Raw genomic sequence first — 21,227 nt, 5'->3', positions numbered from 1 at the left:
GCTAACTTTGCCCCTTTTATCACTATCAACGGATATCGTAGCCGAATAAATTGGGGTTAACTTCCCCTAGCTGCAAATCAGCCAATCCATACTCTACCCAACGCCTGTCCACCATCGCAGCTACATCTGGGTCGGATTCCAACGGTTCACCCCATTCATGCTCGGTTTCTGGAGGTATTTTAGTGGTCGCATCAATGCCCATACGTCCTCCCAACCCTATCTTCTCGCTGGCAAAGTCCAAACTATCAAAAGGCGTATTTGGCAAAATAAACACATCCCGTACCGGATCAACTTTGGAACTAATTGCCCACACCACTTGACGGGGATCGCGAATATTAATGGTTTTATCCACAACAATCACAAACTTGGTATAAGTAAATTGTGGCAATGCGCTCCAGAAGGCCAATGCCGCCCGTCGCGCTTGACCGGGGTAGGCTTTATCAATGGAAATAATAGCGGCTTTGTAGCTGAGGGCTTCCATGGGTAGGAAGAAGTCCACGATTTCTGTGACTTGTTGCCGCAGAATCGGGGTGTAAATGCGGTTGAGTGCGATCGCCATCATCGCCTCTTCCTTGGGTGGACGCCCACTAAACGTCGTCATATAAATCGGATCGTTGCGGTGCGTCATGCACTGGAAGCGAATCAAGGGCGAATCTTCCACCCCACCGTAATAACCCATGTGGTCCCCAAAAGGGCCATCGGGTAACACTTCCCCTGGTGTAATCGTCCCTTCTAACACAAATTCGGAATCGGCTGGCACTTCTAAATCCACTGTCTTGCATTTGGCTAGCTTTACACCCGAACCGCCATAAAGTCCGGCAAAAAGCCATTCGGAAAGTTCAACGGGGATGGGAGTGGCGGCTGCCATGATGATTAAGGGATCGACACCGAGGGCGATCGCAATTTCTAACTTCTTCCCCTGTTCCGCCGCTTTCCTCAGGTGCCTCGCCCCCCCCCGCACCGATAGCCAGTGCACCGTCATCGTGTTCCGGGATTGTAGCTGTAGCCGATAAACCCCCACATTCGGGGTACCCGTTTCACAATCTTTCGTAATCACCAATCCCAGGGTGATAATCTTGCCAGCATCATCTGGATAAGGGCGAATCAGCGGTATTTGGGTTAAATCTAGGGCATCTCCTTCAAGTACCACCTGCTGACAAGCTGGGAAAAAGTCTCGTCCTGGCTTGGCTTTCACCACATCAAACAAAACTTTACCAAACTCCACAGCCTGGGAAATCTTCTTCGGTGGCTTCGGCTGTTGCAACATTCCCAGCTTCTTCCCCAGTACTTCTAATTCCTGGGGATGTTCCATGTTCATCGCCCAGCACACCCGTTCCTCGGTACCCATCAGATTCACCGCTACCGGAAAGGATGACCCTTTCACGTTCTCAAACAGCAAGCCAGGGCCACCGGCAGCCAGCATTCGGTTAGAAATCTCGGCAATTTCCAAATCTGGGTCAACTAAAGCCTTAATTCGGCGCAATTGCCCCCGTTCTTCCAACTGTTTGATGAATCCCCGCAGGTCTCTTGCCATAGTGATGAATTAAGAAATATGAAGCCATTTCTATTTCTATTATGATGGGAATCTGAAACAGTAAGATCGCCTCCTGAAAACTTCGGGGGCTAGTCGCCTCACCATCACTTACTGGGGACACCCATGTCAGATAACACCAACGTGACACCAGCTAATGATTCTGCTGTGATTCACAAAATTAGTTTTTGTGTCTATCAAGCTATCCTGGAAATCCAGCAGCAGCAGCCTGAATTTTTGAAGGAAAAATACAGAACGATTCCTTGGCATGATACCCGCCATCGGTCTACCTTGCGGGTAAAGCTGGAAGCAGGAATCAGCAATACTCAAGACCAGGAACTCTTAATTCGGAAGGTGCAGAAATTTCTAGAGATTTTGCTGATTCCCAACTACTTTGAGTTACCTCATTTCAGTAACTTGATTAGCAAACTTTGTCCTGTAATTCAGCAATTAGCCGAGTCTAATCCTATCGTTTGTGAGAATACCGCACAGGCAAATGAGCCATTATCATCACCTATAGCGGAAAAATCAAACCAGTTTTCTAACGGAATTGCTATCTTGCTGCTTGATGCTGAAAATTTACAAATCAATGCCAATACTGAAAAATTTTTAGAAGGCATTTGTAATTACCCTATTCAAATTAAAATTGCCTTTGCCAACTGGCGCAACATGGGCAAGCAAGATGTTGAATTTCACAATCGCGGTTACGAATTGATTCATGTACCTGCTGCCAAGGATAGTGCTGATGTGAAAATGGCTACGGTTGGTTCGTCAATTTTTGTGCATTACCCAACAGCCAGAGAGGTTTTAGTCTGCTCGTCTGATGGTGTTTTAACACACCTTTGCAACACCCTGCAAACTCACGGATTGAACGTGTATCAAATTCGACAACAAGGTAATATAATCAACATTCTTAATACCCAAACCCATCAAACGCAAACCCATTACCTCGAACCTATACGAGTAATTCCCTCTTTAGAGGATTTCGTTAATCAGTTGAAAGTGTTAATCCAATCGGAGCAAAAACGAACAAATAATCATTGGATAAGGCTATCTCAAATCTCTAGTTTATTTCAAGAAACATCTCAAATATCTATTAGTCAAGTTGTCTCTCATCATTTACCTGGTAAAAGAGCCAGGGATATTTTTATTGATAATCCTGCTATTTTTAGCATTCATCAAGTTTCCGATAAGTCAGAAATTTATATCAACTTGTTTGATGCTTCTTCTATTGATGTCCGAGACATTAATCATTCTTATAAACAATCAGAACTTAGATTGGCATCTAAAACATTAGCTGAAGTTAGTTTGGATTCTGAAGACCAAGCCCCATTATCTAGTCTTAAAAAAGCAGGTCTAGAAGAAGCTGATTCAGCTAAAACAAATATTAATTTAGCGATTAATAAGATTAATTCTAAGCAAGAACTTGAACAAGTAATTATTAAGGTCATTGAATCAACAAAAGCTGATTTTCCAGGGGGTAAAATCCCGATATCAAAACTGGGTTCAATGCTAAAGACAGTTTCTGGTGAATCAGCCAATTCAATTACAAAAAAGCTAAAACTTGGAAGTAATTTAACTAAATTCTTAAAATCATGTACAAGTTTTACTATTGAAAATAGTGGAAGCAATGCTCAAGTCATACTCTCTCAATCGTCTTTGTGTGAAATCAAGTCATCCAATGAATTGGAACGGTATTTATTCAATATACTGAAATCTTTAGTAGCTAAATCGCCACAGAATAAAATACCTCTTGAAATTTTAGGGAGTGAATTTCACAAGCAATACGGCAAACCTGTTTCTGCAATTATTAAAGAGTTAAAGTTGGGTGATAACTTGGTGAAGTTTATACAGTCTTGTAGCACATTCAAGATAGAAAAAAAGGGGAAGGGATATCAAATAACGATCGCAGTCTCTTAACCCCTTACTCCTGTAGTCTAAGCGCTTCACTCTTCGGATAGTGTTTTAGGTGAAAAACACTTGATAAGCCAACGTATCATGTATCAATCAAGAAAAGGCAAGCGCTGCCGCACTTAAGGATTGAGTTTACGTCCTTAACTTCCTTAACCCTTACTTTGCTGCTTGCTTACTGTCACTTAACCAGTTGCCCTACAATGTCCGGTATGCTAACAAGGAAATCGCCACTATCTGCTTATTCGCCATCTTCTTGACCTTATGACCCGCGTATTTGATTTGTTCCTCCAAGGCGGCCCAGTGATGTGGCCGATTTTGGCGTTGTCCATCTTCACCATATCTTGTGCTCTAGAAAGAGTCTGGTTTTGGTTCAGGCTTTTGAGCCAAGAAGATCGCATCGTGCGTGATGTCCTAGATGCGGCTCGTTATGACCTGCAAAAAGCCGCCGAAGCCGCTGATTATGCTCGTCATTTACCGATCGGTCGCTTTCTGTATGCCCCTTTGAAGCTCCGGCAACCCACACCCGAAACCTTTCGTCTAGCCATGGAAGCCGCAGGTGATAAGGAATTCGTGCAAATGCGAAAAGGAGACAAGCTTCTAGAAACCATTGTTGCGATGGCTCCTCTATTAGGATTACTGGGAACGGTAACCGGTCTAATTGGTACGTTCAACAACCTCAAAATTGGCGGTGGGGGTACAACCGCCGAAGCCTCAAGAGTTGCCGCCGGTATCGGTGAGGCATTGATTACTACGGCGGCAGGTATGATTGTGGCGATTATTGCCTTACTCGTTTTCCGAATATTAGTAACATTACAATCCCGGCAAATCGATTACTTTGCTGAAGTGGGTAGTGAACTAGAACTGATTTATCGCCAAGTTTGGTACGAACCCTCTACAGTCAACTCAAACCCTGCCTTGCCTCCCTCGACTGCCTACGTTAATGATACGTTTTCTTCTTCTTCAGAAAAATACTGAAGGTTAAGTGAAAAATGCGGTTTAAAAATCAGCAACAAAGCTCTTCAATACCAGAGGTCAATCTGGTGCCAATGATGGATGTGATGATGTCTGTTTTGACGTTTTTTATCATTACATCCATGACCCTAACAGGTCAGAGGTTAGGAACGATTAATCTACCCGGTATAGCCGGTGCTGGAGCAGGTGAGAGTGAGCAGAAAGCCACGGAATCTCTAGTCATTGGACTGAATCGCCAAGGTGAAATCTTACTCGATAGTCAAGTAGCCAGTGTTGCTCAGCTATCAGAAAAGATGCAAGCCTACCTCGCTCAAAATCCAGAGGGAACTGTGATTTTAAAGGCAGACCGTGAATTAGCTTATGAAGAGGTGGTAAAACTCTTAAAAGAAATGAGTAAAATTGGCGGCAGTCGAGTCTCTCTATCCATCGAACGCAGTTAAGCCAACAAAAATCAAAATTTTCATTCTCGGTCATGCGATTTAAAAGCCAGCGACAAAGCTCAGGAATACCGACAATTGACCTTATCCCAATGCTCAACGTCATGATGGGAGTCCTGGCATTTTTTGTGATGACTTCCATGATGTTGACTACCCAGGAAGGTGTGGATGTGCAGTTACCAAGCGGTGAGGCGGGTGCTGCTCAGCAAAACTTACCAGAACCCTTAATCGCAGAGTTCAAGGAACAAGGGAAAATTTTTCTGGGTAACCAACCTGTGGGTAAAGAGCAGTTGTTTGAGCAAATGAAAGTGTATGTAACTCAAAATCCCCAAGGTGCGGTATTACTCAAAGCGGATAGTAAAGTGCCCTACGAACAAGTTATTCAGCTATTAGGAGAAATGCGGGATGTGGGAGGCGATCGCGTTTCTTTAGCTATTGAGGGTGGATGAAATTTTTCTTCGCTAACTCGGCTTTTCTTCAGATAAGATAATCACTGTGATAGGCTTACCCTGATCATCTTTTGCCGGAGCTAAGACTAGATAAGTTGCAGATGTACCCTGCTTTGCTTTGTAAACAGTACTTGTCCCATATTTACCTTCTAGTGACAAGGAATCAAAATTAAAAAGTTTGAGTTGATCTTCCAGACTAGAAATCAGTTTTTCTTCAGATATTGGATTATCTGCTGTTGTTTTTTTCGCCTTTTTTAAATCAAACTTTTGAGCTTTGAATTTCTCCTTCTCCTCAAGTCGATCAAAATCATTGGCTGGGTTAAAATTGTCGAGCTTATACTGGGGCTTAATTTGTTCAATACCAGCCAGAATAAATCCCCCCAGCAGTTGATTTTTTCTCTCTTCTGTTTGCTCCTTGATTAATTGGGCAAGAGTGTAATTTTCTTTTTCTAAATAAATAGCTGTTTTGTTATCTTTAAATATTAAATAAAGATAGTTTGTTTCACTGCCTGTAGAATTAGAGACTTCATAAGTTTTAAAATTAGCCTCGTCACTAATAGGTTTGGGGCGAGTAAAGTTTTCAGTCGGCAGGAGTTCTTTCTCAAATTTAGAAGCTACGCTGGCTAAATTATCTTCTGTATGAAATATGTAAGTGGCATCGTCAAACTCAGGCCGTAATACACCACCCGAACCTTTTTCAGCTCCTGGATAACGAGGAAAGGTGGCAAAAAAACTGATGATTTTTTGGGCTACAGTAGGCTCTTGAGTGGAGTCTTGTGACGTTTGAGTTGACTCTTGCAAGTTTTGAGTTGAATTTTGTGATTTTTGAGTTGACTCTTGGGACGTTTGAGTTGGTTCTTGTGATTTTTGGGCTGGGTCTTGTGATTTTTGAGTTGACTCTTGTGACGTTGGAGAGTTTTCCTGTAGCTTTTTTGTCTCAGAGGTATCAGAGTTAACTAACTTCTGATTAATCGGCTGCCTTGGAGAAGAATTGATCTGGCGTACCGGAGGAGTAACCGTAATTTTGGGAGAATTGACCTGACGTTCCTGAAAAGTTGGGCGAAGATTGACCTGACGTTCCTGAGGGGTAAGTTGAAGAGTCGTTTTTAGGGAAGATTGAGGAGAAATCTGCGAAGAGGATTTGGCAGCAAGAGGTAACTTTGTAATCTTGACGGTTTCCTCTTTTTTGGGAGGTTCAGACTTTTTGATGTCCAACGATATAGGTAGCATTAGGACTACGCCATGCAGCACGAGAGACATCATCAGCATGGGTCGAAACACCATCCGTGCTGGAGTCGGCAACTTTTTCAGAAAGTCAAGCGGTTTCATAAACGTACTGGGATGCGATGGCTAGGCGAAACTCAGCCAAACTTGATCTTAGCTGGACTCAAAAGTGAGCATGAGCAATTAAGAGGTCAGGACTCGCGCAGCCACTCTACCGTTATAGTACGTGATGAACACAACCTACTACCTACGGCGTCTAGAGGAAAATTTGGCGTGAGTCCCCCATTAGGCGAGTGAACAATCTCTGCACCCTTACTTCTTTCTAGATCAAGACGTAAAAATAGGCCAATTAGATGCATAAATTAAAAAAAATTGCCAGATAGAGGAGTCAACGAACAGTGATCTCCTGACCACTAACGCTTCGCTAACGTCGAACCACGGAAATGTCTCTACGACTAGAACGGAGAATCCTTCGACACAAAAAATATTATCTTATTATTTGCATTCGCAACAAAGTAGAGATAAGTGGTGAAATTCCCTTGTGTGACTTTATAGGTGAGTCCACCCCCATAAGAGGCTTCTTGAGAAATTTGTGCAAACCCAGCGCCGATTAGTTGAGATTGAACTTCTGAGAATAATTGTTCAGTAGACATCGGTTTAAATGTTGTTGTTGCAACTATGCTTCGGAATTTGTTGGCATCAGCAAATTTATCAGGTTCAGGGAGCTTAGTAATATCCTCAGGAAAAACTGCACCGAAGTCTTCACTGCTTTTAATCGGTGCAAGCGCATTTTCAAAAGCAATTTCCTCAGGACTTCGTGTTTCTGCACTCTTCAAAGTACTTAGGTCTTTAATTTCTTGGGATGCCAGAACAATTACTGTTTTTCCATCTTGGGCAATTAAATGCAGAAATTGAGGCTCAGCTCCTTCCTTAGAGACTTTATAAACTTTTAAGTCTGTTGCCTCGTTAAGAGGTTGAGACTTGAATGTCCTGGCTGGTAGTTCTTTGGTGTAGAAGTCAGCCACTTGAGCGAGTGCATCTATTGTGTTACGTGCTGATTTGTCAGTTTCTCCGGACAGTAAACCCAATGAACCAAGCTGAGCATTGTCTGGAAAGGGAAAATCTGCAAAGGGGTTTTGTAGAGCAGGAGTTGGCGATGCTTCTGGAGTTGGTGTTGGGGATGGCGTTGATGTCGCGGCTGACTGTGGTGATTGCTCTAGAATTGGTGATGGCGTTGGTGTTGGGGATGGCGTTGGTGTTGCTTTTGACTGCGGTGTTTTTTCTGGAGTTGGCGACGGTTGAGGTCGCGGAATTGCCTTTGTTTTAGGAGGTAAGGGAGGTATCGCGGTTGAAGGTGGGCGAATGGGTTTCGGTTTGGGAGGAATCGTCTGACGTACCTGAGGAGTCGGTTTAGGAGTGGGTCTAATAGCGGGATGAGGGGACGGTGGCGTAGTTGGTAACTGCGTAATTTTTACCTTTTCTGGCTCTTTTTTAGGGGGTTGAGGCTTACGATGTGACGGCATGGGTACGGCTAGCAATAGGCCATGCAACCCTAAGGAAATCAGCAGCATAGGCCGCCATAACGTTTGCAGGGGCGTAGGTAAGTTTTTAAGGAAGTAAGACTGATTCATCGATGTACTTTGGCGATATGGCTTGGTAGGGTTAGGAGTAAAGGGCTTGATAGTCATAGCGCCTAAGCGTTGCATGTCGTCAGGCTTATCGCTCTGGCGACCAATAACGCTGGCTGAATTTAATAATGCTTTTGAAATCTTACTGATTGACTTTGGCTGTAATAAGCAGACCTTTTCCCAATCCTTAAATAAGGATTGCTAAGTCAAAATTAAATTAAGGGAAAATTAATAATATTACGGTAATAACTTACAACTTTTTAGCCACTAAATACCATAAAAAAAGAGGATAATCTTTCATTAAACTATCTTTAAATTTTAGTTAAATAAAGCTTAGTTTTTTGCTTACATTTACCTGGTAATTTAGCTTAGTTCTAACAATAGATTCCTCACTCCTGGTAGCCACATCCTTCTCAAGGAAGAAACAATATGGTTTTCTTGACAAACGGTTTGCGTCGTGCTGTTACGGTTTCAACAGCAACGATCGCCTTTTCATTCGGTTCAGTCTATACTGCGATCGCTCAAACCGTGACCTTAAACGGTGCCGGAGCAACATTCCCAAAACCCCTGTACGACCGTTACTTTGACCAGTTCAAAAAGGAAACAGGGATTCAGGTCAACTACGAAGGAATTGGTAGCGGTGGCGGCATTAAGCAGTTCATCGCTGACACAGTTGACTTCGGTGCCAGTGATTCCTATCCCAAGGCTGAAGATAAGAGCCAGATGAAAAAGGGTGTAATCCTAGTGCCAACAGCAGGCGGCGCTGTTTCAGTGGTTTACAATGTCCCTGGCGTATCTAATCTCAAGTTATCGCGATCGGTACTGCCTGCTATCTTCATGGGCGAAATCACCCGTTGGAACGACCCTAAAATCGCTGCCGATAACCCAGGCGCGAAACTGCCCAACAAACCCATTAGATTAGCAGTCCGTTCCGATGGCAGCGGCACCACGAAAATATTCACCAGCCACTTGGCTGCCATTAGTCCCGCCTTCAAGAGCAAAATTCCACCCGATGCTGCTCCCACTTGGGTAGGAACCCCCCTCAGTGGTAAAGGCAACCCTGGTGTAGCTGCTTTAGTAAAACAAACAGAAGGTGCGATCGGTTATGTAGAGGCTGCCTACGCCTCTCAGAACAACCTTCAGCAAGCTCAGGTGCAGAATAAGACTAATCGGTTTGTTTCGCCCACCCTGGCTGAGGCGAATAAGGCATTATCTGCCATCAGTTTTGGCTCTGATTTCAATGTAAGCGGCGCATCAGACCCAGCGGATGGCTATCCCATTGCTGGCGTAACTTGGCTGCTCATCAAAAAAGAGTATGACGCTCAGAAAGCGCCAGTCATTAAAAAGATGGTTGATTGGATTCTGACTAAAGGTCAAGCTATCAACGGTCAGCTAGGCTATACCCAGATTCCGCAAACTGTAGCGAGTCGGGCGAAGCAAGAAGTATCCACCAACGTTGCAGCCCGCTAAGAAAGTGTTGAGTTTTGAGAAACGTACAAATTGTGCCAGACTCAACGCTCACCATCTTCTAGAATTCCGATCCACTAAGAGTCACTAGAGCATTTTTCCCCTGGAGGGGCGAAGCATTTGGACAGAAAAACTAGGATTTGAGCGATAAATTGTCGCCCAAATGCTTCGCCCCTACCCACAAATGTGATTACTTGACTGAGGCTCTAAGTTTGGGTTATGAGGGCATTTCCAGTACGGAGATGTCCTCTCAGCATATTCTTTACAACCATGTAAAGCACTAATGTAAAACGACACAATATGACTGATTTCTCTGAGCAAACCGACACTTCTATAGAAGCTGGCTTTGATATAGATCTCACAAGCACAGAAGGAGAGGGTATCTGGCTAGAGTACGGATTTACAGGTTTGGTTTGGACTATTGCATTGGCAACAGCAGGAGTGCTGTTCTGGATGAGCTGGGTAATTTATAAAGATGCCGCGCCAGCCATTCAGCAATTCGGTCTACCTTTCTTGTGGAGCAAAACCTGGAATGTAGGGCAGGAGAAGTTTGGTGCTCTACCGTTTATCTATGGAACACTGGTTAGTTCAGCACTGGCGCTGTTGCTAGCCGTACCTACAGGATTAGCGGTAGCCATTGTCACCAGCGAAGATTTTTTACCCCAATGGGTGCGATCGCCTTTAGCATTCCTCGTTGAACTCATCGCTGCCATTCCCAGTGTCATTATTGGTCTATGGGGAATTTTTGTGTTGATTCCCTTCCTGCTCCCCTTTCAGCAGTGGCTATTCGACCATTTCCAATGGATACCCCTGTTTAATACCGAACCCTTTGGGCCTGGGATGTTCGTAGCAGGAATTGTCCTGGCGATTATGATTTTGCCCACAGTCGCTGCCATTAGTCGGGAAGTTTTGCTAGTCACGCCTCAGGAGTTGCGAAGTGCCTCCATGTCTTTGGGCGCAACTCGTTGGGAAACAATTTGGAATGTTGTGTTGCCAACAGGCGGATCGGGAATTTTAGGAGCAGTCATTCTTGCTTTGGGGCGTGCCTTGGGAGAGACGATGGCAGTAACAATGGTGATTGGTAATTCCATTCAAATCAGTCCCTCACTTTTGGCGGCTGGTTATACCATCCCAGCCGTTTTAGCCAATCAATTTGCAGAAGCCTTAGATAAATTTCATATTGGAGCTTTGATGTATTTAGCGCTAATTTTATTTGTGATTACCCTAATTGTTAACATGATCGCCGTGTTGATGGTTCAGTTAATCAGCGGGAAACGAATTGAAAATATACTCGGTTCTCTATCGCTATAGCAGTCCTCAATGATTCGGAAACGCAAAGCTCCCCGACTTCTTCAAAAATTCGGGGAGCTGAACAGGCCAAGGAAAGTAACTCAAATAGGATTACTATAGCGAAGGGCGAATAACCAATGACTACTGAGCAAAACATTTTAGACGAATCCCTAGAGCAAGAAATTCATCAACCCCTGTCATTAGCTCGAACTGCATTCAGCATTGGCATGACGTTACTTGCCTTCACACTGACGGCTGCGGCACTACTACCCCTGTTCGCCATCTTATTGGAGCTTCTACGTCAAGGGTTTCCTCAACTAATGAAGTTGCAGGAAGTACATCTTTTCGGCCTACCAGTTCCCCTACCAGAAGTACTCGTTTCTCTACCTGCACCAGAGGGCATAGAGAACAGAACTAATGGCTTTGCCAATGCCATTGTAGGAACGCTGATGATGGTAGGAATTGCTTTTTTATTCAGCGTTCCTTTTGGCGTAATGACGGGTATCTTTTTATCGGAGTTTAGCAAAGGTTCTGCTGTTGCTAACTATATCCGTTTTATCATCGTTATCCTGAGTAGCGTTCCCTCAATTGTTGTCGGTGTTTTTGCTTACGGCGTCATCGTTCTCACCACGAAAGGTGCTTCAGCGATCGCAGGTGGATTTGCCCTGAGCGTTATCATGCTTCCCATTGTGGCTTTAAGTGCAGAAGAAGCCTTAAAGTTGGTTCCCACCTCCCACCGTCTTGCCTCCGCTGCCTTAGGAGGTGGACGCTTCCAAACTACCGTCCGCATTGTACTCACCTCAGCGCTCCCTGGCATCACGACTGGTGTTCTGCTTGCCGTTGCCCGTGCTGCCGGGGAAACCGCACCTCTCATCTTCACAGCTCGTTCTACTCAATTCTGGCCTAAACTGTCGCTGCAAGGCTTGTTGGAACCAACCCCTTCCCTATCGGTATTAATTTACAACTACGCTAGCTCACCTTACAAACAGCAAAACCAACTTGCTTGGACAGCTTCTATTGTTCTGATTGGACTGGTTTTGCTCAGCAGTATTTTGTCTCGTCAAGTTACTCGTAAACGTCTAAAGATTCGGTAAATATGCAATCTAATAGCAAAGATTCAAGGGGAAATTTTCCTGCTCCGACTGCCCAAACTTCTGGAATACCAACTGCAACATCAAATGATGAGTTAATTCCAGCCTTGCGCGTCAAGAACCTCCGTTTCTACTACGGCAGTCAAAAAGCCCTAGAAGGGATATCAATGGATATCTACCGCAATCAAATTACAGCGATTATTGGCCCATCAGGTTGCGGTAAATCTACTTTTATTAAAGCCCTTAACCGTATCGGGGAACTGGAGGGAAAGGTAAGGGTTGAAGGTACGGTGACATTTTTCGGTCAGAATATTTATGGTCGCCGCGTTAATCCTAATCGACTACGCCGTCACATCGGCATGGTGTTCCAAAAACCCAATCCCTTTGCCAGAAGTATTTACGATAATGTTGCCTACGGTGTTAGGTTAATGGGGCGGCGTTCCAAGGCACAATTAGATGAAATTGTGGAATCAGCCTTGCGTAGCGCTGCCTTGTGGGATGAGGTAAAAGATAAGTTGCATCAATCCGCTTATGGACTTTCTGGCGGACAACAACAGCGACTTTGTATTGCCCGTGCTCTAGCTGTAAAGCCCAAGGTTTTACTGATGGATGAACCCTGTTCTGCCCTCGATCCAATCGCCACGATGAGGATAGAAGAACTGCTTCAGACTCTTCGCCAGGAACTGACAATCGTCATTGTCACTCACAATATGCAGCAGGCTTCTCGTATATCTGACTATACGGCTTTTTTCAGTACAGATGAGAGTCGTATCGGTCAGCTTGTTGAATTCGGACTGACTCCCAAGATTTTTACAGAGGCTATCCAAGAGCGCACCCGTGATTACGTTGCTGGTCGCTTTGGTTAGAGAAATATAGCAAAAGGCAGAAGGCTCCAGGACAGTTCGCGCAGCGTTCTCCGCAGGAGTAGGCTCCAAGGGATGCATATTGGTGGGTCTTGGTTTCAGTATTCGGCGAGAGTCCTAATCCCCTTGGCGGTTGCTATATTCTTGACAAGAATAGCGCTCTGTGCATATATCTTTTGAGCCGTGAGGAGTAAGTATCCTCACGGCTAAATCTGTATCATGGGAAAGTGTAAAGAAATGTAAAGAATGATGCAGGATAAAGTCGTTGTTGTTGTGGGTGCCACTGGCGGTATTGGTTCCGCGTTAACGCACAAATTGGCACAGGAAGGAGCAAGTTTGGTACTGGCAGCCAGAAATAGCTCTCGCTTAGCCGTACTGGTGTCTGAACTGCCGATTACCCAGGCAGAGCAGGTTTTGAGTGTCCCCACGGATATTACGAACCCTGCTCAAGTCGAGACACTGATGTCCAAGGCGATCTCACAGTTCGGTAAAATTGACGTTTTGGTAAATGCGGCGGGTGCTGCGGTGATGAAGCAGTACAACAAAATTGAACCTGCTGATTTAGACGCGATGCTTGACCTGAATTTGAAGGGTAGCTTCTACACCGCTCAAGCGGCGGCTGAGGTGATGAAGGAGAAAAAAGCCGGTCACATCTGTAACATCGTCGGAATTTTAGGGAAGCACTCAATGGTGATGGCATCCGCTTACTGTGCGTCCAAGTTCGGTGTGGTGGGTTTCAGTAAATGCATGGCAGAGGAACTGAAGCGCTACGGCATCAAGTTCACGCTATTCTACTTTGGGGGCGTTGACTCTCCCTTCTGGGACAGCGCCAATTTGAAGGTAGACCGATCAAAAATGCTGACGCCAGAAACTGCCGCTAACGCCATTTTGTTCGCCCTCAAGGCTGACCCCCAAGCCGTACCAATGGAAATTAATATTCAGCCGGAAAGTCATTTATTTTTCTGATGTGTCGCGCAATGGTTTGCGCCTAGAGCCTCCAAGCGTTCCAGAAAAAACCTACCCCTTGTCCTGAAGACAGGGAGCATTGTGACTTGGAGACTTTTTTCAACGGAGGAAGCTACTAATGAGCCAGAGAACGAAAAAGGTCACCAGTGTAGCCAATTGATCGGGTGAGATCCCGACAGGGCTGAGTTGTGGAGCTAGAAAACCCCCCAACAAACTCCCCAAACCTACGCCGACCAAGAGACCGACGAGGGTCAGTAACACCGCACGACCAAATTGTGATTCTTTACGATTCAGGAAGTAAATACTACATCCCACGCCCAGCGCCAAAACGAGCGAGAGCATGGACGACATATCCTGAGTACGATAAAAAATGGTCACACCCCCAAGCAGTAGGAATGAGACAGCCGGCCAGAGCAAGTCTCCAGGAGCTGGAGTATCCACCAGCCTTTGCAGCCAAGGTGGAGAGTTATTCACTGGAGATTGGGAAAAACTCGGCGTGGCTTGAGACAATTTCTCTGCAAAGCGGATGCGCTCCGGAACCTTGATTTTGCCCTCTTGACGCATCCTCAGGCGATCCATAATAATCGCATCGTAGGCAGCCTCCACCGACTCTAACAGCTTTTGATCGCCACGATGCTGCTGCATCAGGCGACTTTTAGCATCTTGAATTTCATCAAACGAAGCATCTTCTGTAACCCCAAGCTTTTCGTAGGGATTTTGATCGCTCATTCAAAACCTCCGAGACATCCCTTCTCTTGACTCGTATGACAGCAACTTTACACTAGTAGTTTAGATGTTAGGCATCGCACACGCTCAATGATGCTGTTACTACTGACAGGGTAACAGGTTAAATATGATTGAGTGTTAGGCCAACTCCCCTGGAAGCTAGTTTAGCCTGATCTTTGAAGACAAGCGCTTCCTAGAATCAACACGTTCAAGATTGGAGAAACACATCCGCAAGTGCTAAAAGTAGTTAGGCACTTGAGAAATTTCTTGATTCTCTGACCTAAGCGGGATGTCCTAGCTATTGGCATCCCCTAATTCTACGACGGATAATTGACTAGAATGCTGATTACACCAATGGTGTAAAACATCCTGCGTGTTGATCCCAACAATCCAGTTCTCCGTGAAAAGCTATGACCATGGCCTCTGCCAAAATTCTTGTCGTGGATGACGACCCGGCCATCCGAAATTTAATTCTTCGCTTTTTAAGCAAGAAGAACTACCAAATGCAATCTGCTCAAGACGGGAAGACGGCTCTCACCCTGTTTGAGCAATTTAACCCAGACCTGGTAATTCTGGACGTGAATTTGCCTGATGCCATTGGTTACAACCTGTGTCAGGAAATGCAGAGCCGTACCGATGTCTTTGTCCTCATGCTCACCAGTCGGGGAGATGCCGCCGATAAAGACCAAGGGTTTAAGCGAGGTGCTGATGACTACCTCACCAAGCCTTTTGATTTGCTAGAGCTGGAAAACCGCGTCGGAGCGATTTTGAAACGCAAGCGCGAAGTCACTCCTACTGAACAACAGCGTCTCGTCTTCGATAAATTGGTTATCGATCCAGGGCGTCGGGAGGTGACCATAAATGAACAACAGGTGCCTTTGACCGCCTTAGAATTTGACCTCCTGCATTTTCTGGCCTGTCATCCGGGTCGGGTGCTGCGCCGCTCTGAGCTGATCCAGGAAGTGTGGGAGTACGATTATGTCGGAGATCAACGGGTGGTTGACGTTCATATCGGTCAAATTCGCAAAAAGATTGAAATTGATTCTAGTCAACCTTCATTAATTCAAACTGTCCGAGGCGTGGGTTATAAGTTTGAGGCTCCTAATAGCCACAAAAATGGCAAGCCTGAATCTTAACATAGACTCCTCGAACTCTATAAGTTTGGCGTCAAATTACAGGTGACTTTCCACAACCAACGACACGGTGTTTGACCATTTTTCGACTCGGTGTGTCTAGCAAAAGCGGGTTGAACAGGGTGCCCCGACTATTGCATTTACCTGTGCCGTTAGCAAGCCCATGAAGGCTTCAAAAAAGCAGAATTTGCTAGTCCCACAGATTGACAAAACTCTTACACCAACTGCCACAAAGATTTATGCCCGCCTCTGCGGGCTACAAGCAAGCACAAGCCTTGGATATCCTAGTTTTGCTGAGAAGAAGTAGTCGTTTGATTATTAGACTCTGCTGTGGCAGCTTCCTTAACCCCAACTTCCCCAGACTCAGGAAGTGTTGGTGTCCTCGCAGCTTGCTCTATTTGTTCAGCCTCACGCTTAAATTCAGATTCAAATTCCCTAGATGCGTCCTGAAAGCCCCGAATGGCCTTACCTAGACTTCGGCCTATTTCTGGTAACTTCTTGGGACCAAATACCAAGAGGGCGATGACCAGAATCAGCGCCATTTCCGGCAGACCAATACCAAAAACGTTCATGTGATGAGCTCCTTAACAATACAATTCTTTACGTTCCAGTCCTTAGCCTTCGGTACAAGCCACGGCTCTCATGCGTCTCATCCTTCTTCCTGCTGGAGACTCCCGTCATGGAAGACGCGAGCGATGGGTTATTGACGCTTCAGAGCCTTTTAGCAAAATTTGGCAGAATCCCCACAAAATAGACTCTAATGCCTAGATCCAGAAAAGCATATAAAGATTTCACGATTTCGGCGTTAGCCATCGTTGGCTCGCTGTTTCATCCTCAGACTGAATTGGAGGAATGCTTAAATTCTCCCACTCTTTCTTGCTTCGTCTGAGCTGGCTACAAACGTCTGCCAGCCAGCACTAGCCCCTCGACCCCCCATTACTAAAAAAACCCGGACTAGCCGGGAAGTGAAGGATTGATTGAACTGTTAGAGCAGCCGACTACTGACCTAAGCTTCTCCAATCGACATTAATGCCCTCAAGTATCAGTGAGGAGTTGTAAAGCTGCAAAATAATCAGTAAAAAAACGAAAAATAACAGCATGAAGACTGCCATCAATGGCGTAGTCCCCCAGCCGGGAGCCACTTTACCATACTCCGAGTTCAGGGGCTTGAGAACATCTCCTAACCGCGTCCGTTGTACCATGTGTCACCTATGATCGATCTCAATAGATTTTTTGTAATGTTCCGTAATATTATAAAGGTATAACTCTCATAATTTATCTAATCTATGGAGCCTGCAATAGTTCTTAGCATTTCAATCGGTGTTTTTGTTCTGGCTGTCACCGTCTTCTCAATCTACACCGCTTTTGGTCCCCCTTCTGCCCAATTGAACGATCCGTTTGAAGATCACGAAGATTGATACTTCCCTAGGGCGTATTTGCTGGTGTTCACACTCATGTGTCATCTGTCTACACCCAAGGGAGTGACAGTTCAAAACACAACACAACCCGCTTGAGCGATCGCTCAAGCCTTTTAAGGCTTTAGGATAATTACGGGAATCGGAAAATCATTGTGGTCTGAACAGGCTTTCATCAGCGGCTTCGGCATTCATCCCTAAGCGGATATTGCCAAAGGGATCGTATAGCGTCTGTTGGACACACTCGCTCACACCGTTGTCAAACTTGGCGCTACGACAAGCAAAAGCGGCAGCCTCGGCATTCATGCCAGGTCGAATGTTGCCAAAATAATCGTACATCGTCTGCCGGACGCAGTCGCTTTGAGCATAACCGGAAGTTTGTGCAGCCGCAGGACTTGGGGCAAGAAATGCGATCGCTGCCAAGGTTGTTGAAATCGGGATGAGTGAGAAAAGGGTAGATGAGGCGACAACTGTAAGTTTCATAGATACCTGCGAATCGCTGTTTCAACGAGGTTCTTCTGTTACTTACATCCTAGGTTTCTACTCGATGGACGCACTTCATCCAGTTGTCTCACCCGACGTGGTGATTTGAGGTAGGCATTAAGGCAAACGTGGCGATTTTCCAGGGAGCAATTTTAAAAGTTTGTTCACTTGACAAAGGTTCACAAGTCTGGATAGGTCGTTCTAATAAATCAACAGAATGTGCGATCGCTAAATCTAAATCACTCTTGAGCGATAAATCGGCTGATGCGCCTTCACATTCATAACAGCGGATAATCCATTGCCCAGAGGCGTCTTCTGATTGCTTAAAAGCCATCAAGACAAGATTGGGAGCTTGCAAATCTAACAATTGACCCATCGGTTGTAGAGGTTTATGGCTACATATCTCTACAGGAGAGTTATTGAGCACTATCAGCGGTATATTTAGCTCATAGCCTCGTTGAACCGTACCGGCTGACTGCCAACTGCCGTTGTGAGGGTAGAGAACATAAGTGAATTGATGGATACCTCGGTCGGCTTCAGAATCAGGCCAACAAGGACTGCGAAGTAACGTCAGGCGTAATTGACTGGCTTGGGCATCGTAGCCGTATTTACAATCGTTGAGTAAACTAACGCCGTATTCTGTATCCCCAATGTCTGCCCAATGCAAAGCTGAAACTTCCCATTTGGCTTGTTCGGCGGGAGTTTGGGGGCGAGTTGGGCGTTGGATAGCACCACAGGGAATTTCATACGTGGCATAGTTCGCTTCCACATTTAAGGGGAAACCCGCTTTGACTAAGACATGGCGTTCCTGCCAGTCTACGGTTGTGGCAATTTTAAGTAGGGGTGATTCAGTATCAAGGATATAATCCTGGCAAAACTGAGATTGTCCAAGTTGGCGCACAACCCGCAAACGCGATCGCAACTCTCCTCGTTCCATCCATTGAATGGATTTTAGCTGGGTTGGGGGTAAGGGGTGCTGAGCATAGTTGGGGTCAATGTTCCAGGCATCCCAATATTGACCGCTATCTTGGAAAGCTTGCAACTGATTTCCTGCACCACTGAGGACTTCTCGCTGCTGGATTTTGTCAAAGACGCTGCTTAAGTCGCCCGTGTTGGGGTCAACTACAACCCTCAGCCATTCGTTCTCTAAAACAAAATTGTCTGGGGAATGGGGAATGGGGAATGGGGAATGGGGAATTGGAATTGGGCAAAGCCAAAACACACGATACCCGATGGAAGGAATATCTTTTGCCAGAAACAACAGTGTTGATTCTTCCGTTAGCTGGGAGGGAAGCTTTTGCCCTGAAAGGTCGTAAATTTCCCATGATGCTTCTGTTGACTCAGCAGAGGATTGGGGATTGGAATTTTGACGGTTGACTTGTTGCTGTCCCCAGTCTCCAGTCCCTGGCAGAGAAACGGCAACCAGTTCGGAATGCTGCCAGTTGAGAGGGTTGAAGACGATAATGGGTTGGGCGTTGGGTTGTGGGGGTAGGGGTAGGGCGATTTGGGATGCGATCCCTCTTAACGACTGTTCCACTACTTTTAACCCTACTTGCTCCACTTCCTGCCAAGCGGTATTCGCCTCCACAAACACTTCCGGAATCGATGTCCCTGGCAGAATGTCGTGGAATTGGTTAAATAACACCTTTTTCCAGGCGTCTTCTAACTCAGTCTTAGGATAGTCAGTGTTAGTACTGAGGGTTGCCAGAGAGGCAAAGAGTTCGGCTTGGTACAATAACCCCTCACACCGACGATTCCATCGCTTTTGGTCGGCGTGAGTGGTGTAGCAACCACGATGGAATTCTAGATAGAGTTCATCATTCCAAACGGGAATCGGATCTGGGGACGGGGAAATACTTTCTTGGACGGCTGAATCAGGCGGGTTTTGTGGAGAGGTTATCGAGTCTTCTACAGGTTTGTCTGCTAAACCTGCCCCTACAGTTTCTAGCTGAGTCCTAATCTGTTGCAAATAGGCATGAGCGGTCGTAAATTCCAGACGGGGGAAGAAGGGAGATGCAAGAGAGCGTTTTGCTACCTGTAACATATCGCGGGTCGGGCCACCGCCATGATCGCCAACACCAGGAAGCCAGAAGGCATCTTTGAGATGAGTCTGAGTTTCCCAATTAATCGCGTAGGATGCCATTGTCAGGGGATTGGTATCCATGACACCGACAGTATTGGGGGGAGACATGAGGCTGAAGATTTGGCTACCATCCGGCGATCGCCACCAGAATACACCATAGGGAAACTTGGTAGTATCATTCCAGTGCAGCTTTTGGGTCACAAAGTATTCAATTCCTCCCTGCTTCAAAATCTGCGGCAGTTGCCAACAGAACCCGAAGCTATCCGGTACCCAGGCAACGGTGGTTAACTGACCGAATTTTTCCTGAACGTAGCGCTGGGCGTAGAGGATTTGTCGGACAATCGATTCACCATTAATTAAGTTTAATTCTGGCTCGACCCACATCCCACCCACAACTTCCCAACGACCTTGGGCAATTTGTTGTTTAATAGCAGCAAATAAATCAGGCCGATGCTGTTCAATCCAAGCATAAAGGGCGGGCGTGGAATGGCAGAAGGTTAAGTCGGGAAATTCTTGTTGTAACTTTAATACTGATTCAAACGTTCGTTGCGCGACTTCCCAAGTTTCACTGACAGGCCATAACCAAGCCAAATCTAGGTGAGCATGACCCAATAAATGGATTTTAGATTTGGGATTTGGGATTTGGGATTGAAGATTTTGGCGTAATGTGGAGAGCGAGCCGTCAAATTCTTGCTTCTGCGATACTACCTCCCAATTAATCTCAACCAAAGCAGCGGCAAAAATCTCTATTTTCTCTGGCTCAAAAGCATCTAAATAGTTCTGTAATACAGCTAATTCATCAGCCACAAAACCGGGTTCAATAGAATCAATTGATTCATATACACAGCACGAACCCATTAATGCCCCAATATCATGCCCCGGACTCACCAGTCGCAAGGCAACCGAAATCTTTTCCCCTGGAACAACCGCCTCACTCAGCATTACTCTAGCGGAGGAATCAAACAAATCTCCTTGTTGCACTAACTGACCATTAATGAAAATTTGTGCAGCTTCTGCCCACCAAGTCAACGCGAGTCGCAAGGCTAATCCCGCTAAAGGATACCCCTGCAAAGTCTGGGGAATGACGAAGAGTTGACCTAACCACATGACCTGCCGTCCTGCTGACCAGACAATGTATTCTTTGGGGTTGAGTTCAGCCATTGACCAGTCGTTCCACTGCTCTGGATGAGTAGCCATTGCGACTGGAAGGTCTTGAGGACAGCAGCGCCAGTGAAGCTGAACATTCACTTGTGTTAGGGCACGTAACTGGGTAATGGCTTGATTAATTTCGTGCCCTCGCTCTGACGAGGTCGCAGGGTCAGTCATTTTTTTCGATAAAATCAGGGCACTTACTATTGTCGATTTCCCGCTGCCGATTTTTGCGCTCTAACGTTAATCAATCTCTTGCTCTCATTCGATTTTCGTCCGCCCAGCCCCCACCCCCCTAATCCCCCCTTATTAAGGGGGGACGTTAGAAACGGAGGGGAGAATGCATTCCAATTCACCCAGAATTGGGGGATTTAGGGGGCATTCCAGAATTTATGCAAGAGGTCTA

General features: G+C 45.7%; 19 protein-coding genes. 11 read left to right on the top strand and 8 right to left on the bottom strand.

Annotated elements, in window-relative coordinates; genetic code table 11:
* Positions 1–25 precede the first annotated feature (25 nt).
* Entirely contained in the window at positions 26–1,534 is a 1,509-nt protein-coding gene (locus MIC7113_RS20550) for a UbiD family decarboxylase (protein ID WP_015184106.1), read from the bottom strand.
* Positions 1,535–1,657: 123 nt separating this feature from the next.
* On the opposite strand from MIC7113_RS20550, the gene MIC7113_RS33645 reads away from it, so the two are divergent.
* From MIC7113_RS33645 to MIC7113_RS20530, 4 genes are all read left to right on the top strand, one after another.
* Positions 1,658–3,451 (top strand): NYN domain-containing protein, encoded by a 1,794-nt coding sequence (locus MIC7113_RS33645; protein ID WP_015184105.1) that lies wholly within the window; start codon positions 1,658–1,660, stop codon positions 3,449–3,451.
* Between the two features lie 255 nt (positions 3,452–3,706).
* A complete protein-coding gene (locus MIC7113_RS20540; protein WP_015184104.1) occupies positions 3,707–4,420 on the top strand; it encodes a MotA/TolQ/ExbB proton channel family protein in 714 nt (237 codons plus the stop codon).
* Positions 4,421–4,434: 14 nt separating this feature from the next.
* Entirely contained in the window at positions 4,435–4,857 is a 423-nt protein-coding gene (locus MIC7113_RS20535) for an ExbD/TolR family protein (RefSeq protein ID WP_015184103.1), read from the top strand.
* Positions 4,858–4,889: 32 nt separating this feature from the next.
* Positions 4,890–5,303: an ExbD/TolR family protein gene (locus MIC7113_RS20530; RefSeq protein ID WP_015184102.1), complete on the top strand. Its 414-nt coding sequence runs from the start codon at positions 4,890–4,892 to the stop codon at positions 5,301–5,303.
* A gap of 12 nt (positions 5,304–5,315) precedes the next feature.
* Here MIC7113_RS20530 and MIC7113_RS36710 read toward each other — a convergent pair whose 3' ends face one another.
* Together MIC7113_RS36710 and MIC7113_RS36705 are read right to left on the bottom strand one after the other, a co-directional pair.
* Positions 5,316–6,104 (bottom strand): hypothetical protein, encoded by a 789-nt coding sequence (locus MIC7113_RS36710; protein ID WP_155898062.1) that lies wholly within the window; start codon positions 6,102–6,104, stop codon positions 5,316–5,318.
* 878 nt (positions 6,105–6,982) lie between these two features.
* Entirely contained in the window at positions 6,983–8,215 is a 1,233-nt protein-coding gene (locus tag MIC7113_RS36705; protein WP_155898061.1) for a hypothetical protein, read from the bottom strand.
* Between the two features lie 369 nt (positions 8,216–8,584).
* Between MIC7113_RS36705 and pstS the strand changes: the two genes are divergently transcribed.
* The 5 genes from pstS to MIC7113_RS20495 all read left to right on the top strand — a co-directional run bounded on the left by pstS (position 8,585) and on the right by MIC7113_RS20495 (position 13,832).
* Positions 8,585–9,625, top strand: coding sequence for a phosphate ABC transporter substrate-binding protein PstS (gene pstS, locus MIC7113_RS20515; RefSeq protein ID WP_015184099.1), 1,041 nt, complete (start codon positions 8,585–8,587; stop codon positions 9,623–9,625).
* Between the two features lie 297 nt (positions 9,626–9,922).
* On the top strand, positions 9,923–10,933 hold the full coding sequence (gene pstC / locus MIC7113_RS20510; RefSeq protein ID WP_015184098.1) for a phosphate ABC transporter permease subunit PstC: 1,011 nt from the start codon (positions 9,923–9,925) through the stop codon (positions 10,931–10,933).
* Between the two features lie 116 nt (positions 10,934–11,049).
* Positions 11,050–12,006, top strand: coding sequence for a phosphate ABC transporter permease PstA (gene pstA / locus MIC7113_RS20505; protein WP_015184097.1), 957 nt, complete (start codon positions 11,050–11,052; stop codon positions 12,004–12,006).
* A gap of 2 nt (positions 12,007–12,008) precedes the next feature.
* Positions 12,009–12,869, top strand: a complete 861-nt coding sequence (pstB, locus tag MIC7113_RS20500) for a phosphate ABC transporter ATP-binding protein PstB (protein WP_015184096.1) — start codon at positions 12,009–12,011, stop codon at positions 12,867–12,869.
* 246 nt (positions 12,870–13,115) lie between these two features.
* The gene (locus tag MIC7113_RS20495) at positions 13,116–13,832 is read left to right on the top strand and encodes an SDR family oxidoreductase (protein ID WP_015184095.1); all 717 of its coding nucleotides are present in this window, start codon (positions 13,116–13,118) and stop codon (positions 13,830–13,832) included.
* 99 nt (positions 13,833–13,931) lie between these two features.
* Here the strand turns inward: MIC7113_RS20495 and MIC7113_RS20490 are convergent, their stop codons facing one another.
* The gene (locus MIC7113_RS20490; RefSeq protein WP_015184094.1) at positions 13,932–14,561 is read right to left on the bottom strand and encodes a CPP1-like family protein; all 630 of its coding nucleotides are present in this window, start codon (positions 14,559–14,561) and stop codon (positions 13,932–13,934) included.
* Positions 14,562–14,974: 413 nt separating this feature from the next.
* Here MIC7113_RS20490 and MIC7113_RS20485 point away from each other — a divergent pair, with 413 nt between their 5' ends.
* Positions 14,975–15,694, top strand: coding sequence for a response regulator transcription factor (locus MIC7113_RS20485; RefSeq protein WP_041780149.1), 720 nt, complete (start codon positions 14,975–14,977; stop codon positions 15,692–15,694).
* 281 nt (positions 15,695–15,975) lie between these two features.
* Here MIC7113_RS20485 and MIC7113_RS20480 read toward each other — a convergent pair whose 3' ends face one another.
* Together MIC7113_RS20480 and psbH are read right to left on the bottom strand one after the other, a co-directional pair.
* Positions 15,976–16,263 carry a TatA/E family twin arginine-targeting protein translocase gene (locus tag MIC7113_RS20480; protein ID WP_015184092.1) on the bottom strand — a complete coding sequence of 96 codons (288 nt, stop codon included), beginning with the start codon at positions 16,261–16,263 and terminating at the stop codon, positions 15,976–15,978.
* A 426-nt stretch (positions 16,264–16,689) separates the two neighbouring features.
* Positions 16,690–16,893, bottom strand: a complete 204-nt coding sequence (gene psbH, locus MIC7113_RS20475) for a photosystem II reaction center phosphoprotein PsbH (protein ID WP_015184090.1) — start codon at positions 16,891–16,893, stop codon at positions 16,690–16,692.
* 84 nt (positions 16,894–16,977) lie between these two features.
* Here psbH and psbN point away from each other — a divergent pair, with 84 nt between their 5' ends.
* Positions 16,978–17,109 (top strand): photosystem II reaction center protein PsbN, encoded by a 132-nt coding sequence (psbN, locus tag MIC7113_RS34890; RefSeq protein ID WP_015184089.1) that lies wholly within the window; start codon positions 16,978–16,980, stop codon positions 17,107–17,109.
* 147 nt (positions 17,110–17,256) lie between these two features.
* Here the strand turns inward: psbN and MIC7113_RS20470 are convergent, their stop codons facing one another.
* Together MIC7113_RS20470 and MIC7113_RS20465 are read right to left on the bottom strand one after the other, a co-directional pair.
* The gene (locus MIC7113_RS20470) at positions 17,257–17,589 is read right to left on the bottom strand and encodes a hypothetical protein (RefSeq protein ID WP_015184088.1); all 333 of its coding nucleotides are present in this window, start codon (positions 17,587–17,589) and stop codon (positions 17,257–17,259) included.
* Between the two features lie 88 nt (positions 17,590–17,677).
* On the bottom strand, positions 17,678–20,998 hold the full coding sequence (locus tag MIC7113_RS20465) for an alpha-mannosidase (RefSeq protein WP_015184087.1): 3,321 nt from the start codon (positions 20,996–20,998) through the stop codon (positions 17,678–17,680).
* Positions 20,999–21,227 lie beyond the last annotated feature (229 nt).

This window comes from Allocoleopsis franciscana PCC 7113, assembly GCF_000317515.1.
In the GTDB taxonomy this organism is placed as follows: domain Bacteria; phylum Cyanobacteriota; class Cyanobacteriia; order Cyanobacteriales; family Coleofasciculaceae; genus Allocoleopsis; species Allocoleopsis franciscana.
The sequence above is the reverse complement of the archived record's forward strand: the minus strand, read 5'-3'. Positions and strand labels throughout refer to the sequence as shown.

What these genes read in the sequence shown, in the direction of transcription:
- MIC7113_RS20550 (WP_015184106.1), bottom strand. Translation starts at nt 1,534, where the DNA reads ATGGCAAGAGACCTGCGGGGATTCATCAAACAGTTGGAAGAACGGGGG.
- MIC7113_RS33645 (WP_015184105.1), top strand. Translation starts at nt 1,658, where the DNA reads ATGTCAGATAACACCAACGTGACACCAGCTAATGATTCTGCTGTGATT.
- MIC7113_RS20540 (WP_015184104.1), top strand. Translation starts at nt 3,707, where the DNA reads ATGACCCGCGTATTTGATTTGTTCCTCCAAGGCGGCCCAGTGATGTGG.
- MIC7113_RS20535 (WP_015184103.1), top strand. Translation starts at nt 4,435, where the DNA reads ATGCGGTTTAAAAATCAGCAACAAAGCTCTTCAATACCAGAGGTCAAT.
- MIC7113_RS20530 (WP_015184102.1), top strand. Translation starts at nt 4,890, where the DNA reads ATGCGATTTAAAAGCCAGCGACAAAGCTCAGGAATACCGACAATTGAC.
- MIC7113_RS36705 (WP_155898061.1), bottom strand. Translation starts at nt 8,215, where the DNA reads ATGACTATCAAGCCCTTTACTCCTAACCCTACCAAGCCATATCGCCAA.
- pstS (WP_015184099.1), top strand. Translation starts at nt 8,585, where the DNA reads ATGGTTTTCTTGACAAACGGTTTGCGTCGTGCTGTTACGGTTTCAACA.
- pstC (WP_015184098.1), top strand. Translation starts at nt 9,923, where the DNA reads ATGACTGATTTCTCTGAGCAAACCGACACTTCTATAGAAGCTGGCTTT.
- pstA (WP_015184097.1), top strand. Translation starts at nt 11,050, where the DNA reads ATGACTACTGAGCAAAACATTTTAGACGAATCCCTAGAGCAAGAAATT.
- pstB (WP_015184096.1), top strand. Translation starts at nt 12,009, where the DNA reads ATGCAATCTAATAGCAAAGATTCAAGGGGAAATTTTCCTGCTCCGACT.
- MIC7113_RS20495 (WP_015184095.1), top strand. Translation starts at nt 13,116, where the DNA reads ATGCAGGATAAAGTCGTTGTTGTTGTGGGTGCCACTGGCGGTATTGGT.
- MIC7113_RS20490 (WP_015184094.1), bottom strand. Translation starts at nt 14,561, where the DNA reads ATGAGCGATCAAAATCCCTACGAAAAGCTTGGGGTTACAGAAGATGCT.
- MIC7113_RS20485 (WP_041780149.1), top strand. Translation starts at nt 14,975, where the DNA reads ATGGCCTCTGCCAAAATTCTTGTCGTGGATGACGACCCGGCCATCCGA.
- MIC7113_RS20480 (WP_015184092.1), bottom strand. Translation starts at nt 16,263, where the DNA reads ATGAACGTTTTTGGTATTGGTCTGCCGGAAATGGCGCTGATTCTGGTC.
- psbH (WP_015184090.1), bottom strand. Translation starts at nt 16,893, where the DNA reads ATGGTACAACGGACGCGGTTAGGAGATGTTCTCAAGCCCCTGAACTCG.
- psbN (WP_015184089.1), top strand. Translation starts at nt 16,978, where the DNA reads ATGGAGCCTGCAATAGTTCTTAGCATTTCAATCGGTGTTTTTGTTCTG.
- MIC7113_RS20470 (WP_015184088.1), bottom strand. Translation starts at nt 17,589, where the DNA reads ATGAAACTTACAGTTGTCGCCTCATCTACCCTTTTCTCACTCATCCCG.
- MIC7113_RS20465 (WP_015184087.1), bottom strand. Translation starts at nt 20,998, where the DNA reads ATGACTGACCCTGCGACCTCGTCAGAGCGAGGGCACGAAATTAATCAA.